The sequence below is a fragment of the Streptomyces hokutonensis genome (genome assembly GCF_042751305.1).
GTDB lineage: Bacteria > Actinomycetota > Actinomycetes > Streptomycetales > Streptomycetaceae > Streptomyces > Streptomyces hokutonensis_A.
This window is the reverse complement of the sequence record NZ_JBHYWD010000033.1, coordinates 35176-50974: the sequence shown is the minus strand read 5'-3', so window position 1 is coordinate 50974 and position 15799 is coordinate 35176. Positions and strand designations below refer to the sequence as shown.

Genomic DNA, 15799 nt, shown 5'->3' with positions numbered 1-15799 from the left:
GCTTCACCGCGACGTCCCCCTCCTGTCACCGCAACTCCAACTCCATATTGGGTAACAGTAGATGGACGGTCGGCGACAGAACACCACGCAGGGGGAAGGTGGTCAGCATGTTCGACAGGCCCCGCAAGACCTTCGCCAGACTTCTCGCCTCCACGCGCACGGAGGCCGGCGACAGCCCCGAACGGCGGGCGCACAACCTGTTCGAGGCCGCGGCCGTCTACGTCTCGGCCCGCGCGGAGGATGATCAGGACCGGATCGACGAGGCCGCGGGCTGGGTGTCGCCGGAGGCGCTGTCCTTCGGGGTGAGCGAGCTGGCGTGCCGGGCCGTGGTCGCGCTCGCCAGGGAACGTGACGAGTCGCCGCGGACGGTGGCCCGGGCCCTTCTCGGGCTCCCCGCGGCCTGACACTTCGGGTTACCGGTGGTCATTTCGCCCTGTCCAGACGGAAAACTGCAGCTCCGCGTGTACTTGGGAGTCGTGACAAGCGGCTTCCGGGCACACTAGGGTGCGCGCGGTTGGACGAATGATGGGGAGGCTGGGATGGCCGACACGGATGAAGAGGCCGTCGCCGCCGAGGACGACGCGCTCTATGTGCTCACGGCGGTGCTGCTGACGCCGGCGAAGTTCCCGAGTGTGCTGGGTGACGACTATCCGGAGGCCTGCGCCGCGCTCGGTATGGCGCCGCTCGCCGACGGGTACGGCCTGGTGCTCGGCCAGGACGGCGACGGTGCGCGGTGGACGGTCGTCATCGACGACGTGTCGCTGGTCGCGGTCGCCATCGCGTCCTGGGACTGCGGCATGGAGTACGACCTGTCGCCGAGCGAGCGCACAGTGGTCGCGGCCCTGCCGGGCTGGCCGCTCGCGGTCGCGGTCGCGGCTCCCAATGTGCCCGCGCCGCACGATCCGGACCCCGACCTCGTGGACCGGCCGCCGCTGACCCCGCCGGACACCACCACATGGGGCCCTGCGCAACGACGGCTGGGCGCGGACGAGATCGCGCTGCAGTGGGCCCTGTGGCGGGAGCAGATCGACGACTCGGCCTTCCCCGCCCAGGGCAACGCGGGCGAGTCTTCGGAGTCGTCGCCGGGTGGCGACGACTCCAGAGACACCTCCGAAGACGCGTCCGAATCGGACGAGGTCGCTGTGGACGGTGGCGGAGAAGGCCCGCAGACGGGCCACAGCGGTGTCCGCAGGGTGCTGTCGGAGGCTCGGGCGTATGTGGACGCCCCGCCGCCGCTCGGGCGCGTCAGATCGTCCTTCGCTCCGGGCGACGCGCGCACGCTGCGCGCCGACGGCCCCGGCTGGTCGATGGTGGCCCGGACCGACGACATCGCGTTCGTCCTGCTCGACGAGGAGCCGGGCGAGGTGCTGCCGGTGGGTCGGGGACCCGAGTTGCCGGCCCTCCTGGAGGCGCTGGACAAGCTTGCCGTACGGCCCAGTTGACCGTCCGTACGCTCCCGTGGTCGGCCACTGTCCGCGGGGCTGCTGTCAGCAGTCCCGCGGACAGTGCTGTGCTGTTCTCTGTTCCCGCGCGCCGTACGGGAGCGCGGTGGGGCGTCGGTGTGTCGGTGTCAGCGGCCGATCTCCTTGCCCGCGACACGGCGCAGCCGGCGCCGCTGCGAGGGATCCAGCGTGAGATACGCGGCGGTCGGCACTCCCACGACTATCAGGAATGAGACCCACCAGGGCAGCCAGATCAACAGGATCAGTCCGACCGCCACACCTCCTACAACGATCTTCGTGTTCCTCGACATGTGTTGCCTCCTCCGCGGCCACGGCCGCTCTCTGATGTGAAAACGGGTCCGCGCTTCCCACAGTTCCGGACCGCGACCCTGAGACATCCCTGAGACGCTTCCCCTACTGGTCCGCGGGGACCACCCGTCCCCGGGCCGTCAGCTGCTCCGTCGTCACTCCGTCCACTCCGGCCTCAGCGGCTCCCCCACCTCGTGGAGGTGGCGCAGGGCCTGTCGGTAGGAGTCGACGAGCCCGGTCTCCGCATAGGGGATACCCACATCTTCGCAGTGGGCGCGCACCAGCGGCTGGGCGAGCCGCAGATTGGGCCGCGGCATGCTCGGGAAGAGGTGGTGTTCGACCTGGTAGTTGAGCCCGCCGAGGAACCAGTCTGTCAGGGGGCCACCCCGGATGTTCCGTGAGGTGAGCACCTGGCGACGGAGATGGCCCCATCGTTCGCCGTTCGGGTCCGGCATCTCCATGCCCTTGTGGTTGGGGGCGAAGGCCAGACCGAGGTGCAGTCCGAAAAGGGCCTGGTGCAGCGCGGCGAACGCGAGCGCCTTTCCCGGGGACATCGAGGTCAGCAGCAGCGTGGCGTAGGCCGCGACATGGCCCACCAGGAGCGTGCCCTCGACCGCCCGTTCGCGCCGGGGCTGCCGCCGCAGGTCCTGGAAGCCGTGCACCTTGAGGGCGACGCCTTCGAGCAGGGTGAGCGGGAAGAACAGCCACGCCTGGTTGCGGGTGAGCCAACGCCGGAAACCGGAACGGTGCCTGGCCTGCTCACCGGTGAACACGAGGATGTCGGCGACGACGTCCGGGTCCTTGTCGATGTGGTTGGGGTTGGCGTGGTGGCGGTTGTGCTTGTCGTTCCACCAGGAGTAGCTCATTCCCAGCAGCAGATTGCCGTGGATCAGACCGATGAGCCGGTTGGCGGCCTTGCCACCGGCGATCTGGGAGTGGCCCGCGTCGTGGCCTATGAAAGCCGTTCGGGCGCCGAACACGCCGAGCAGCGGCGCCAGGAGCAGGGTCGCCCAGGAGTCGCCGATCAGCACGATGCCGGTCACGATGCCGGCCAGCGCGAGGGCGTTGACGGCAACGCAGAGCGCGTACCAGGCGCGCCGCCGCTCCAGTAGGCCTCGGCTCTTGACCGTACGCAGGAGGGGCGCGAACTCGCTCCCTGGGGATGCCTCTACGGCATCCCCAGGATCATGCGCGCCGACGACTGCGGTGGTCTGGGACATGTCCGGTCTCCGGCTCTCTCAGGCAACGGGGTGACCTGAGCAAACGTACGAATCGGTGACCGGTCGCGACCATGACGGCACCCCCCGTGTCCGTACGGGGGTCATCCGGGTCCTCCCAGGGGGGTTGACGACACCCCCGGCCACCCGGTCCCAAGAAAATCGAGCGCCGGGAGAAGTCCGTCGGAAAGGCCTCGGAAAAAGGCAATGGCAAGGAGATCGTCCGCTCCTTGCCACACCCAACGTATAGCGCAGTACGGGGCTTGCGGCAAGGCCCCTGTAGTGCCGCAAAATGACCGACCGAGGCCAGGACCTGCGGAAACGCAGGGTCCATGACACAGATGCCCTCAGGGCGGCCGACCGGAAAGCAATCTCGTTGAATGGGCGTTTCGATGACGGACGTGATCGTGGTGGGCGGCGGACCGACCGGCTTGATGCTGGCCTGCGAATTGCGGCTGCACGGCGTGCGTGTGGTCGTACTGGAGAAGTTGACCGAGCCGACCGGGGAGTCCCGCGGGCAGGGTCTGCACGCGCGCAGCGTCGAGATCATGGACCAGCGCGGTCTTCTCGACCGGTTTCTCGCGGTGAGTGAGAAGTTCGTCGCCGGCGGCCTTTTCGGCGGCATCGTCAAACCCTGGCCGGACCGGCTGGACACGGCTCACCCCTATGGCGTCGCCACCCCGCAGCCGGTCACCGAGCGGATGCTCGCCGAGCGTGCCGTCGAGCTTGGTGCCGAGATCCGGCGCGGCCGTGAAGTCGTGGGGCTGAGCCAGGACGCGTCCGGGGTGACAGCCGAGTTGGCGGACGGCACGCAGATGCGCTCGTGTTACCTCGTCGGGTGCGACGGTGGCCGCAGTGCGGTGCGCAAGGCGCTCGGCGTCGGTTTCCCCGGCGAGCCCGCCACGGTCGAGACACTGCTGGGAGAGATGGCGGTAACCGAGGATCCGGCCACGATCGCCTCCGTCGTCGAGGACGTCCGCAAGACCCAACTGCGGTTCGGGGTCAGCCCCGGCGAGAACGGCATGTACCGCGTCGTGGTGCCCGCGGACGGCGTGGCCGAGGACCGTGCGGCTCCGCCGACCCTGGAGGAATTCAAGCGGCAGCTGCGGGCCGTCGCGGGCACCGACTTCGGCGTGCACTCGCCTCGCTGGCTGTCGCGGTTCGGCGATGCCACGCGGCAGGCCGAGCGCTATCGGGTCGACCGGGTGTTCCTGGCCGGCGACGCGGCGCACATCCATCCACCGACCGGCGGGCAGGGGCTCAACCTCGGTGTGCAGGACGCGTTCAACCTCGGCTGGAAACTGGCCGCCGCGGTCAACGGGTGGGCTCCGGAAGGGCTGTTGGACACCTACCACGTCGAACGGCATCCGGTGGGCGCTCGCGTTCTCGACAACACGCGCGCGCAGATCACGCTACTGGGGACAGATCCGGGTGCGACCGCGCTACGGGGGTTGTTCTCCACGCTGATGGACTTCGAGGAGGTGAACCTGTACGTGACCGAGATGATCACGGCGGTCGGCATCCGCTACGACTTCGGCGACGACCATGAACTCGTCGGCCGACGGATGCGGGACGTGGAGTTGACGCAGGGGCACCTCTACGGGCTGATGCACGGCGGCCGGGGACTGTTGCTCGACCGGACCGGCCGACTCTCGGTGAGCAGCTGGGCGGATCGCGTCGACCACGCCGTCGATGTCGTCGAGGAACCCCAACTGGACGTACCCGCCGCCCTCTTGCGGCCGGACGGTCACGTGGCCTGGGTCGGTGACGATCAGAAGGGCCTGCTCGAACGGCTGCCCAAGTGGTTCGGCCCCCCGCGCTGAGCACAGCTTTCAGATCCGCGCCCGCCCGACGAGCGGCCGACACCCTGGATTCATCCGGCCGTCGACCACGGTTCCTCATCGGGCCCAACTCTGGCCGCTGTCAACGAATTTGCCCTCAGGAGGCCAGATGTCCCCGCATGCCCCCGTCCGGCGCCGCATCCGTCGTCCCGTCGCGGCGGGTGTCCCGCTCGCCGTCGCGGTCGCCCTGATGGCGGCCGGTACGGCCGCCGGAGCCCCTTCCGGGAGCGGGGCCGCCCATGTGACCCGCACGGCGACACTGGGCGACATCCCACTCGGCGCGTTCAGCAACGCGCTGCTGCCCGGGTCGGTGGACAACGACCGGGGAGTTGACCTCGGCGGCATCGGCAGCGACATCTACCCGGCCGGCCGCAAGGGCGAGTACTGGACGATCACCGACCGCGGGCCCAACGGCCAGATCAAGGTGAGCGGGACGAAGCGCCGTACGTTCCCGGTGCCCGGTTTCGACCCGGCGATCGTGAAGGTCCGTGTCTCCGGGGACGCGCTCAAGGTCCTGGAGGCCATCCCGATCACCACATCCTCCGGGAAGGGCGTCACGGGGTTGCCGAACCAGCAGGGACGCGACGAGGCGCCGTACTCCTACGACGCGCAGACACCGCTGTCGTACAACCCGAACGGGCTGGACACGGAGGGCATCGTGCGGGCCGGGGACGGTTCGTTCTGGCTCGTCGACGAATACGGCCCTTCCCTGGTGCATGTCTCCGCGCGCGGGAAGGTGCTCACGCGGTACGTGCCCAAGGGCTTGCGCCTGACCGGGGCCGACTACCCGGTGGTGGAGGCGCTGCCGGCCGTCCTGCTGCACCGGAAGATCAACCGAGGCTTCGAGGGACTCGCCCAACTGCCGGGCGGTGACCTGGTGATGGCCCTGCAGAGCCCGCTGTCGCTGCCGAACGGGGACGCCGGGAACGCGTCGCTCAACACCCGGCTGCTGCGCTTCTCCACGAAGAAGAAGGCGGTCACGGCGGAGTACGCGTACCGCTTCGATCCGGTGAACGTGGTCGACCCCGGCGAGGACGACACCTCCGAACTCAAGATCTCCTCGGTGGTCGCCGTGGGCGGCGACCGGCTCCTGGTCGAGGAGCGCACGGACAAAGCCGCCCGGCTCCAACTGGTCGAGCTGGAACGGAAGTCGAGCATCCTCGGCGGTCCCTACGACGACGACACGACGTCCCCGTCCCTGGAGCAGCTCGACGATCCCGCCGCCGCGGGTGTCCCGGTGCTGGCCAAGAAGCTGGTGGTGGACCTGGGGACCGTCTCCGGCGTGCCGCAGAAGATCGAGGGCGTCGCGCGCGTGGACCACGACACGCTCGCCCTCATAAATGACAACGACTTCGGGATGACGGACGGCGCGGGCGCGTTCGACGCGCAGGGACGACTCGTCGACAGCGGTATCGAGACGACCCTGGTGTACCTGAAGCTCCCCCACCGCATCTAGGACGCGTCGGCTCCTGAGGAACTAGCCGAGCAGGGACGGGAGCAGCGACTGGATGTCGCTCGGGATCTCGCTCGGCAGTTCCGAGGGGAGTTTCGAAGGAAGCACTGTCGGGAGCCCGGTCGGCAGGCTGGTGGGGAGTTTCGTCGGAAGGCTCAGGGACGGACTCTTGCTCGAACTGCTCCCCGCCGGCTGTTTCTTGTCCGATGAGTCGTGTCCCCCGAAGACCATCAGCGCGACGGCGACGACCGCTCCGGCCGCGACGATCACGGTGAGCAGGACGAACAGCGGTCGGGGGCGCCTGCGGGGCGGCGGATCGTAGTCTCCGTAGCCCCCTCCCGATCCGTGCCCGAAGTCTCCGGGAGGTCCGAAGCCGCCTCCTTGAGGCGGGGTGGCGTCCGGTGGCCCGGGCGGTCGAGGCGGTACGGGCGGCATGGCCATACCGACAAGAGTCGCCTCGTAGAGGTCATGACGCGACCCCCGCGCGGTGGTTGATACGGACTCATGCCATGGATCGCATGATTCCGAAGCATTCCGCGCGGGGGTCGGTCACAACCCGGACTTCGAGTGACGCACGCGTGCGTGCCGTCAGCCTCGTGCTCCCAGGAGGTGGTCCATGGCGAGCTGGTCGAGCTGCTCGAAGGCCATCCCGCGCTTTGCGGCGGCCTCCACGTCGAAGTCCTCGAACGCCGAGCGGTCCGCGAGCAGCGCCTTCAGGCCGTCCGCCGCGGTCTGCTGGGCCAGCTCGTCCAGACGCGAGGCGCGCAGCGCCTCCTGGACCACCGGGTCGGCACGGAACGCGGCCGAACGCTCCTTCAGGATCAGGTAGTTGCGCATGCAGCCGGCCGCGGACGCCCACACACCGTCGAGGTCCTCGGTGCGCGGCGGCTTGAAGTCGAAGTGCTTCGGGCCTGCGTAACCGGCGCTCTCCAGGAGGTCGACCAGCCAGAAGGCGGCACGCAGGTCGCCGTTGCCGAAGCGCAGGTCCTGGTCGTACTTGATGCCGGACTGGCCGTTGAGGTCGATGTGGAAGAGCTTGCCCGCCCACAGGGCCTGGGCGATGCCGTGCGGGAAGTTCAGCCCGGCCATCTGCTCGTGGCCGACCTCGGGGTTGACGCCGTAGAGCTCCGGGCGCTCAAGGCGCTCGATGAACGCCAGGGCGTGGCCCACGGTGGGGAGCAGGATGTCGCCGCGGGGCTCGTTCGGCTTGGGCTCGATGGCGAACTTGATGCTGTAGCCCTGGTCGGTGACGTACTCGCCGAGGAGGTCGAAGGCCTCCTTCATGCGGTCGAGGGCGACGCGCACGTCCTTGGCGGCGCCGGACTCGGCGCCCTCACGGCCGCCCCAGGCGACGTAGGTCTCGGCGCCCAGCTCGACCGCGAGGTCGATGTTGCGGATCGTCTTGCGCAGGGCGTAGCGGCGCACGTCACGGTCGTTCGCGGTGAACGCGCCGTCCTTGAAGACCGGGTGCGTGAAGAGGTTCGTGGTCGCCATCGGCACCTTCATGCCGGTCGCGTCGAGGGCCTCGCGGAAACGCTTGATGTGCGACTCGCGCTCGGCGTCCGAGGACCCGAAGGGGATCAGGTCGTCGTCGTGGAAGGTCACACCGTGGGCGCCCAGCTCGGACAGGCGCTGCACCGTCTCGACCGGGTCGAGGGCACGGCGGGTGGCGTCGCCGAACGGGTCCCTTCCCTGCCAGCCGACGGTCCACAGGCCGAAGGTGAACGTGTCCTCGGGGGTGGGCTGGTAGTTCATGACGCGGCTCCTTGTTGCTTCGCTCCGACTATTTCGTCATGGCGGTTTACAAATTAGTATGCCGGAGCGTCTCTGGGAAGGGACAATGTGTCTCCGGGCGGAGACACATGCCGCACACAAGGGAGAAACCCGATGTCAGCAGCCGAGGGTCCGCTCGTCGTCGGTGTGGATTCGTCCACCCAGTCCACCAAGGCACTGGTCGTCGACGTGTCCACCGGCCAGATCGTCGCGAGTGGCCAGGCGCCGCACACCGTCTCCTCCGGGGTCGGCCGGGAGAGCGACCCCCGGCAGTGGTGGGACGCCCTGTGCGAGGCCCTGCGCCAGTGCGGGGACGCGGCCCACGAGGCGGCGGCCGTGTCGATCGGCGGCCAGCAGCACGGCCTGGTCACCCTGGACGCCCAGGGTGAGCCGGTGCGCCCGGCACTGCTGTGGAACGACGTCCGTTCGGCGCCGCAGGCCACCCGTCTGATCGAGGAACTGGGCGGCCCGAAGGCCTGGGCGGAGCGCACCGGCAGTGTGCCTGGTGCTTCCTTCACGGTCACGAAGTGGGCCTGGCTCGCCGAGCACGAGCCGGAGGCGGTGCGGGCCACGGCGGCCGTACGCCTCCCCCACGACTACCTCACCGAACGGCTCACGGGCCAGGGCACCACCGACCGTGGCGATGCCTCCGGTACGGGCTGGTGGGCCTCGGGGACCGAGTCGTACGACGAGGAGATCCTCCGGCATGTCGGGCTCGACCCGGCGCTGCTGCCCCGGGTGGTGCGACCGGGTGAGGTGGCGGGCACGGTGCGGGACTGTCACGACCTGCCGTTCTCCAAGGGCACTCTCGTCGCCCCCGGTACCGGCGACAACGCGGCCGCCGCACTGGGCCTCGGCCTGCGCCCGGGCGCGCCCGTGCTCAGCCTCGGCACCTCGGGCACGGTGTACGCCGTGTCGAAGCACCGCCCCGCCGACCCGTCCGGCACGGTCGCGGGCTTCGCCGACGCGCACGGCGACTGGCTGCCGCTGGCCTGCACCCTGAACTGCACCCTCGCCGTGGACCGGATCGCGGCCCTGCTGGGCCTGGACCGGGAGGCCGTGGAGCCCGGCACGTCGGTCACGCTGCTCCCCTACCTGGACGGCGAGCGCACTCCGAACCTCCCCAACGCCTCGGGCCTCCTGCACGGTCTGCGCCACGACACCACCGGCGGCCAGCTCCTTCAGGCCGCCTACGACGGTGCCGTGCACGCCCTGCTGGGCGCGCTCGACCTGGTTCTCGACGAGGACGCAGACCGCACCACGCCGCTGCTGCTGATCGGCGGGGGCGCCCGGGGCACGGCCTGGCAGGAGACGGTACGGCGGCTGTCGGGGCGTCCCGTCCAGGTGCCCGAGGCGAAGGAACTGGTCGCGCTGGGCGCCGCCGCGCAGGCCGCGGGCCTGCTGACCGGCGAGGATCCGGCCGCGGTGGCCCGCCGCTGGAACACGGCCGCCGGGCCGGTGCTGGACGCCGTGGAGCGGGACGAGGCGACGTTCGCCAGGATCTCCGGGGTACTCTCCGACGCGGCTCCGCTGCTCGAACGCGACCCGAACGGCCGTTGACGCACCCCGACCGAGGACTGAGGGAGGCATGACCGCACCGCTGCACGAGGCACACCCCGCCGGGCCCGGACGTGCCCTGCCCGACACCCAGCAGGGCATGCGCCGCCGCAACCTCGCCCGGGTGATGCACACGGTGAGCGCCGAGGGTCCCCTCTCGCGTGCGGCCGTCGCCTCGCGTATCGGACTGACCCGTGCGGCGGTGTCGACGCTGGTGGACGAGCTGATCCGGTCGGGGCTCCTCGAAGAACTGGGCCCCGAGCGGCCCGGCCGGGTGGGCCGCCCCGGATCGGCGCTCGCCGTCAGCGGGCGCGGTCCGGCCGGCATCGGCGCGGAGATCGGAGTCGACCATCTCGCGGTCTGCGCGGTAGACCTGCGCGGCGAGATACGGGCCCGGGCGGTGCGGCACGGTGTGAACCGCGGCCGTTCCCCCGAACCGGTGCTCGCCGAACTCACCGCGCTGGTACGGCAGGTCGTCGCCGAGGCGGACGCGGAGGGCCTGTGGCCGGCCGGGCTAGCGGTCGCCGTGCCCGGTCTGGTGGCCCGCGACGGCCGTACGGTCGTCCGCGCCCCGAACCTCGACTGGCACGACACGGACCTCGGTGCCCTGCTGCCCGCCGAACTCCCGCCCACCGTGGACAACGAGGCCAACTTCGGCGGGCTCGCCGAACTCTGGCTGGGCGGGGCCACCCCGCGTGACTTCCTGCATGTGTCGGCCGAGATCGGTATCGGCGCGGCGGTCGTCGTGGACGGCGGCCTCCTGCGCGGAACGCGCGGATTCGCGGGCGAGTTGGGGCATGTGCCGGTGCGTCCGGACGGGCCGGAGTGCGCGTGCGGTGGGCGCGGGTGTCTCGAGCAGTACGCGGGCGAGGAGGCGGTGCTGCGCGCCGCCGGTCTTGAGCCCGGAGCGGACCGGGTCGGTCTGCTGGCCACCCGCGCCGCCGACGGCGACGAGGCGGTACGACGCGCCCTGCACGACGCCGGTACGGCGCTCGGCATCGCGCTCACCGGTGCGGTCAACCTGCTCGATCCTCGACTGGTGGTGCTGGGCGGCGCGTTGTCCGGGCTCGCGCCCTGGCTGCTGCCGTCGCTGGAGGCCGAGCTGGCACGGCGCACCGCGGGGCCGCCCTGTCCGGTGTCGGTGTCGCGGCTGGGTCCCGAGGGCCCGCTGCTGGGGGCCGCGCATTCGGTGGTGCGGGCCGTGCTCGACGACCCGGCGGCGGTGGCCGAACGGACCGGGGCTATCGCGACCGAACGGCCTGTGGACATCGTGGTCGAACAGGCCTGAAACACAACCGACTTCACTCGGCCTTCGCCCGTTCGGGTGGCCGGGTTTTCCACAGATCCTCCGTCGTCCACGGAAGCCCACCACGCCCTACTGCCCAACCCGCAAGCGCCGTACCGTGATTCACGCGAGGCGCAGCCGTCGTGACGTGACGACGGCCTGCGTGGACGGACGGACAGGTGGACGAGGGGGGATTCACGTGTCGGCGGAGACAGTTCAGGGGCTGCGGCGGGATGCCGTCGGCCTGCGCGAGGTTCTCTTCCAGAGCGTCACGGCGATGGCGCCGGCCGCCGCGGTCGCCGCGTCGATCCCGTCGGGCGCGGCCTTCGCGGGCGGCAGCCTGCCGCTGTCGGTACTGATCGCTTTGGTGGCCTGTCTGTTCACCGCGTCCTGCGTGGCGGAGCCGACCCGGGAGTTGCCCGCCGCCGGTTCGGTGGCCACGTACGCGGCACAGGGACTGCATCCGGCCGTCGGCTTCCTGGTCGGCTGGGGCTATGTCTTCGTGGAGGCACTGGTCCCACCGTTGCTGCTCCTCCAGCTCGGCTTCACCACGGCGGGCACCCTGCACCAGGAGTGGCCCTCGTATCCGGAGAGCCTGTGGTGGCCGTGGGCGCTCGCGGGCGCCGCGATCATCACCGCGGCGGGCTGGTTCGGTGTACGCGCCTCCGCCCGCTTGGGCACGGTCCTCGGGGTCTTCGAGATCCTCGTCTTCCTGATCTTCGCCCTCTGGCTGATCGGCAAGGCCGGCAGCGCCAACACCCTGTCCGTCTTCGGCACTTCGCACACCGGGAAGGACTACTCGGGCCTCGGCGGAGTCTTCGCCGGCTCGGTCTACACAGTGCTCGCGTTCGCCGGATTCGAGGCCGCGGCGCCGCTCGCCGAGGAGACCCGGGACCCACGCCGGACGATGCACCGCGCGGTGCTCGGCGCGGCCCTCGGCATCGGCCTCTTCTACGCGCTGACGACCTACGCCATGACGGTCCACTACGGCCCGGACCGCTTCGCCCGATTCGGTGCCTCCGGCGCGGCGTCCTGGGAGGGGGTGGCACGCGCGTCGTTCGGCCTGTTCTGGGTGCTGGTGTTCCTGGCCGTGGTCAACTCGACGATCGCCAACGCCAACGCGTGCGCCACCGTCTCGACCCGCACCGCCTTCGCCCTGGCCCGCATCCGGGTACTCCCCCGCGTCCTGGCCACCCTGCACCCCCGCCACCGCTCCCCCGTCGCCGGGATCGCCGTGCAGACCGTGGTCGCGGTGGGCGCCGTCCTGGGCCTCGGTCTCGGCTACGACCCGGTGACCGCGTTCTTCCTGCTGGCCACTGTGATCGTCACGGTCGTCATCGGCGTCTACATCGTCGTGAACCTGGCCTGTGCGGGCTACTTCCTGCGCCGCAGACGCGAGTTGCTCAAACCGGTACGGCACCTGCTGGTGCCCCTCCTCGGGATCGTGGCATTCGTCCCGGCCCTGCTCACCGCGGCAGGTCTCCCTGCCTTCGATTTCGTGACCGAGCTGACCGCTCCCGTCTCGTACGCCGGACCGGTCGTCGGCGTCTGGATGGCGGCAGGGGTCGTAGTGCTGCTGGTCCTGCTACGGCGTCACCCCGAGCGAATAGCCGAGACCGCCCGCGTCCATCTCGACGAACCCGTCCCCAGCGGACCTCCTCAGAACGGAGCAGTACAGCCATGAACGACCCCCGGATCCTGACGGTGCGGCCCGAACCGGGCGAGTACGCCTGGACGTTCGGCGGTGCGCCGCCCGTGGCGCGCATCGCGCCCGGCACGGTTCTCGACCTGTACACGGAGGACTGCTTCGCCGGGCGGGTGCGGTCCGAGAAGGACCTGGTGTCCGAGGTGTGCGAGTTCCCGTTCCTCAACCCGCAGACCGGCCCCTTCCATGTGGAGGGCGCGGAGCCGGGCGACACGGTCGCCGTGCACTTCGTGTCGATCGAACCGGCCCGCGACTGGGCCGCCTCGACCACGGTCCCCCTCTTCGGCGCGCTCACGTCGACGCACACCACGGCGACACTGCAGCCGCCGCTTCCGGAGACCGTCTGGATCTGGCAGTTGGACCGCACCCGCCGCACGGCGTTGTTCCGCGCGCGGGACAGCGACATCGAGATCGAGCTGCCTCTCGACCCGATGCACGGCACGGTCGGGGTGGCCCCCGCCAACCTGGAGGTGCGATCGGCGCTGGTGCCCGACGCGCACGGCGGCAACATGGACACACCCGAGATGCGGGCCGGAGTCACCTGCTATCTCGGGGTCAACGTCGAGGGCGCGCTGCTCAGCCTCGGTGACGGACATGCCCGGCAGGGCGAGGGCGAGACCTGTGGTGTCGCGGTCGAGTGCGCGATGAACACCGTGGTGATCGTGGAGCTGCTCAAGGGCGTCGCGACTCCCTGGCCGCGCATCGAGTCGGACACCCACATCATCTCGACGGGTTCGGCACGCCCGCTGGAGGACGCGTTCCGCATCTCCCAGCTCGACCTGGTGCGCTGGCTGGTGCGCGACTACGGATTCAGTGAACTCGACGCCTACCAATTCGCCACCCAGGCGGTCGAATCGCCGTTGGCCAACGTCTGCGACACCAACTACACCTGCGTGGCCAAGATCCGCAAAGAGTGGCTGCCCACGCGCGAGACTCACCGGGGGCTGCACGCGCGGTTGCGCGAGACCGCTGCGGCCCTCCGGCACTGAACCGAAAGGCAACCCGACCATGGAACGGGCAACACCGCTCCCGAGCAGGCGATGGCTTCTGAAGGGCGCCGCCCTCGCCGCCGTCCCCTACGCGTTACTCCCCGCCCCACAGGCCGGAGCGCAGCCGCAGGCCGTCGACTATCCGTCGGCCGAGTGGCAGCCGGCGACCTCCTCCAACTACACGGCGTCCAGCCGCCCCAGCAGCTATCCCGTCGACTACGTGGTCATCCACGTCACCCAGGAGACGTACTCCTCGACGCTGTCCATCTTCCAGAATCCGAAGAAGAAGGTGTCCGCGCACTATCTCGTGCGGTCAGCCGACGGGCATGTGGCGCAGTGCGTCCGGGAGGCCAACATCGCCTGGCACGCGGGAAATTGGGACTACAACACCCGCAGCATCGGTATCGAGCACGAGGGCTGGGTGGATCAGCCCGCGTACTTCACCGACGCGCTCTACGAACAGTCGGCCAGACTCACGGCGGCGATCTGCGCGAAGTACGGGCTCCCCAAGGACCGGTCCCACATCATCGGGCACTTCGAGGTGCCGGGCACCGACCACACCGATCCAGGGCCGAACTGGGACTGGACCCGCTATATAAGGCTGGTCACTTCGGTCTGACAAGCCTGGTCACTTCGGCCTGATCCGCACCGGGCCGGAGTCCGATCTCCGCCTGCTCCACGCCTGATCCGACCGGGATGTGCCGCGTTCGGACCGGCCCGGTCGAAACGGTTGTCCGTACCCTTCCCCGGAGTGACGATGTCCGCAGGCGTTTCCCCGCCGTATCGCGGGCGTGTCACCGCTGTATCGCGGTATCCGCGACGCCGTATCGCCTTCCTGGGAGGCCGAGTTGACCGATCCATGGGTGGCCCTGGAGCCGGGGGCCGACCCTGCCGAGCGGGTGCGGGCGCTGCGCCGGGCGCACGAGACGTTCGCCGTGGCGGGCACGGTGCCGCAGCCGGTGCGCTCGGTGGTGGCGGACTCCTGGCGGCGTTCGGCACGTGCCGGAGTCGGTCCCGAGGGCACGGCGAACGTGGAGCTCACGGACGGCGACCTCGGCGTCTACCGCGCGCAGCATCCGCTGGCGCGGGTGATGCCGCTGATCCGGGAGCTGATGGGCACGTTCGCCGCGGACGGCGAGCATCTGCTCGCGGTATGCGACGCGCAGGGCAGGTTGCTGTGGGTCGAGGGACATCCGGCGACCCGGCGGAAGGCCGACCGGATGAACTTCGTGCCGGGTGCGCGCTGGGCGGAGAGCGCGGTCGGGACGAACGCGCCGGGTACGGCCGTCGCCGTGGACCGGCCGGTGCAGGTGTTCGCGGCCGAGCACTTCATCCGGCGGGTGCAGCCGTGGACGTGCGCGGCGGCTCCGGTGCACGATCCGCGCACCGGGCGGGTGCTCGGTGCCGTGGACATCACCGGCGGGGACGGGCTGGCGCATCCGCACAGCCTGGGTTTCGTGCAAGCGGTGGCGCGCGCCGCCGAGTCCCAGCTGGCGCTGCTCGCCCCGGAGCAGGCGTCGGTCGACGGACCCGAGCTGACCGCGCTCGGCCGGGACGAGGCCCAACTGTGTGTCGACGGTCGCAAGATGAGGCTAAGCCGTCGGCACAGCGAGATCCTGGTGCTGCTGGCCCGGCATCCCGAAGGGCTGACCGGCGACGAGTTGCTGTGCGCGCTGTACGAGGACGAGTCGGTGCCGCCGGTGACGCTGCGGGCCGAACTGGCGCGGCTGCGAAGGCTGTTGGGTCCCGGTCTGCTCGCCTCGCGTCCCTACCGGCTCACGCTGCCGGTCGAGTCCGATGTGGCGATCGTCGAACGGCGCCTGGAAGGAGGTGCGGTGACGGGAGCGGCGACGGCGTACACGGGTCCGCTGCTGCCGGGTTCGCAGGCCCCGGCGGTGGTACGGCTCAGGGCGCGCCTCGCGGACGGCCTCCGTGCGGCGTTGATCGCCCGCCGCGACCCCGACCTGCTGGCCGACTGGGCGCACGCGCCGTGGGGCGAGGACGACCTCGATGTGTGGCGGGCGCTCGCGGCAATACGTCCGACAGCACCGGTGCGCTCCCGGCTCGCGGCCCTGGAGTCGGAGTTGGCGGCACCGGGCGCTTGGTCCCGCGGGACGGGCCGCTGACGTAACTCGGCTGACGCGACGCAGCCGACGCAACTCACGGGAGGCACCGCAACGTACATGCAACGTCCCGCTCCCTAGCCTCGCGCCGAGAGCTGCCCAACG

At 70.5% G+C, this 15799-nt stretch carries 14 protein-coding genes; 10 read left to right on the top strand and 4 right to left on the bottom strand.

The window, feature by feature from the left end; all coding sequences use genetic code 11:
* Positions 1-107: 107 nt before the first annotated feature.
* Complete coding sequence (locus tag ACFXC1_RS46840) at positions 108-404, top strand: hypothetical protein (RefSeq protein ID WP_381255290.1); 297 nt, start codon at positions 108-110, stop codon at positions 402-404.
* A gap of 135 nt (positions 405-539) precedes the next feature.
* Positions 540-1442: a hypothetical protein gene (locus ACFXC1_RS46835; RefSeq protein ID WP_381255288.1), complete on the top strand. Its 903-nt coding sequence runs from the start codon at positions 540-542 to the stop codon at positions 1440-1442.
* 128 nt (positions 1443-1570) lie between these two features.
* Here ACFXC1_RS46835 and ACFXC1_RS46830 read toward each other — a convergent pair whose 3' ends face one another.
* Together ACFXC1_RS46830 and ACFXC1_RS46825 are read right to left on the bottom strand one after the other, a co-directional pair.
* Positions 1571-1753 carry a hypothetical protein gene (locus ACFXC1_RS46830; protein WP_381255287.1) on the bottom strand — a complete coding sequence of 61 codons (183 nt, stop codon included), beginning with the start codon at positions 1751-1753 and terminating at the stop codon, positions 1571-1573.
* Positions 1754-1906: 153 nt separating this feature from the next.
* Complete coding sequence (locus tag ACFXC1_RS46825; RefSeq protein WP_381255285.1) at positions 1907-2971, bottom strand: fatty acid desaturase family protein; 1065 nt, start codon at positions 2969-2971, stop codon at positions 1907-1909.
* A 389-nt stretch (positions 2972-3360) separates the two neighbouring features.
* Here ACFXC1_RS46825 and rox point away from each other — a divergent pair, with 389 nt between their 5' ends.
* Positions 3361-4791, top strand: a complete 1431-nt coding sequence (gene rox, locus ACFXC1_RS46820) for a rifampin monooxygenase (RefSeq protein ID WP_381255405.1) — start codon at positions 3361-3363, stop codon at positions 4789-4791.
* Positions 4792-4918: 127 nt separating this feature from the next.
* Entirely contained in the window at positions 4919-6265 is a 1347-nt protein-coding gene (locus ACFXC1_RS46815) for an esterase-like activity of phytase family protein (protein ID WP_381255282.1), read from the top strand.
* A 21-nt stretch (positions 6266-6286) separates the two neighbouring features.
* Here ACFXC1_RS46815 and ACFXC1_RS46810 read toward each other — a convergent pair whose 3' ends face one another.
* Positions 6287-6532 carry a hypothetical protein gene (locus ACFXC1_RS46810; RefSeq protein WP_381255279.1) on the bottom strand — a complete coding sequence of 82 codons (246 nt, stop codon included), beginning with the start codon at positions 6530-6532 and terminating at the stop codon, positions 6287-6289.
* Positions 6533-6850: 318 nt separating this feature from the next.
* The gene (gene xylA, locus ACFXC1_RS46805; protein ID WP_381255277.1) at positions 6851-8017 is read right to left on the bottom strand and encodes a xylose isomerase; all 1167 of its coding nucleotides are present in this window, start codon (positions 8015-8017) and stop codon (positions 6851-6853) included.
* Positions 8018-8149: 132 nt separating this feature from the next.
* On the opposite strand from xylA, the gene xylB reads away from it, so the two are divergent.
* The 6 genes from xylB to ACFXC1_RS46775 all read left to right on the top strand — a co-directional run bounded on the left by xylB (position 8150) and on the right by ACFXC1_RS46775 (position 15697).
* Positions 8150-9595 carry a xylulokinase gene (gene xylB, locus ACFXC1_RS46800; protein WP_381255274.1) on the top strand — a complete coding sequence of 482 codons (1446 nt, stop codon included), beginning with the start codon at positions 8150-8152 and terminating at the stop codon, positions 9593-9595.
* Between the two features lie 28 nt (positions 9596-9623).
* Positions 9624-10880: an ROK family protein gene (locus ACFXC1_RS46795; RefSeq protein ID WP_381255272.1), complete on the top strand. Its 1257-nt coding sequence runs from the start codon at positions 9624-9626 to the stop codon at positions 10878-10880.
* 196 nt (positions 10881-11076) lie between these two features.
* Entirely contained in the window at positions 11077-12561 is a 1485-nt protein-coding gene (locus ACFXC1_RS46790) for an APC family permease (protein WP_381255270.1), read from the top strand.
* Positions 12558-13571, top strand: a complete 1014-nt coding sequence (locus ACFXC1_RS46785) for an acetamidase/formamidase family protein (protein WP_381255267.1) — start codon at positions 12558-12560, stop codon at positions 13569-13571. The genes ACFXC1_RS46790 and ACFXC1_RS46785 overlap by 4 nt, the downstream gene beginning before the upstream one ends.
* A 19-nt stretch (positions 13572-13590) precedes the next feature.
* Positions 13591-14190, top strand: a complete 600-nt coding sequence (locus ACFXC1_RS46780) for an N-acetylmuramoyl-L-alanine amidase (RefSeq protein ID WP_381255266.1) — start codon at positions 13591-13593, stop codon at positions 14188-14190.
* A 229-nt stretch (positions 14191-14419) separates the two neighbouring features.
* Positions 14420-15697, top strand: a complete 1278-nt coding sequence (locus ACFXC1_RS46775) for a GAF domain-containing protein (protein WP_381255403.1) — start codon at positions 14420-14422, stop codon at positions 15695-15697.
* The last annotated feature ends 102 nt before the right edge of the window (positions 15698-15799 follow it).

Coding starts and splice junctions, on each gene's coding strand:
- ACFXC1_RS46840 (WP_381255290.1), top strand. CDS start 108: ATGTTCGACAGGCCCCGCAAGACCTTCGCCAGACTTCTCGCCTCCACG.
- ACFXC1_RS46835 (WP_381255288.1), top strand. CDS start 540: ATGGCCGACACGGATGAAGAGGCCGTCGCCGCCGAGGACGACGCGCTC.
- ACFXC1_RS46830 (WP_381255287.1), bottom strand. CDS start 1,753: ATGTCGAGGAACACGAAGATCGTTGTAGGAGGTGTGGCGGTCGGACTG.
- ACFXC1_RS46825 (WP_381255285.1), bottom strand. CDS start 2,971: ATGTCCCAGACCACCGCAGTCGTCGGCGCGCATGATCCTGGGGATGCC.
- rox (WP_381255405.1), top strand. CDS start 3,361: ATGACGGACGTGATCGTGGTGGGCGGCGGACCGACCGGCTTGATGCTG.
- ACFXC1_RS46815 (WP_381255282.1), top strand. CDS start 4,919: ATGTCCCCGCATGCCCCCGTCCGGCGCCGCATCCGTCGTCCCGTCGCG.
- xylA (WP_381255277.1), bottom strand. CDS start 8,017: ATGAACTACCAGCCCACCCCCGAGGACACGTTCACCTTCGGCCTGTGG.
- xylB (WP_381255274.1), top strand. CDS start 8,150: ATGTCAGCAGCCGAGGGTCCGCTCGTCGTCGGTGTGGATTCGTCCACC.
- ACFXC1_RS46795 (WP_381255272.1), top strand. CDS start 9,624: ATGACCGCACCGCTGCACGAGGCACACCCCGCCGGGCCCGGACGTGCC.
- ACFXC1_RS46785 (WP_381255267.1), top strand. CDS start 12,558: ATGAACGACCCCCGGATCCTGACGGTGCGGCCCGAACCGGGCGAGTAC.
- ACFXC1_RS46780 (WP_381255266.1), top strand. CDS start 13,591: ATGGAACGGGCAACACCGCTCCCGAGCAGGCGATGGCTTCTGAAGGGC.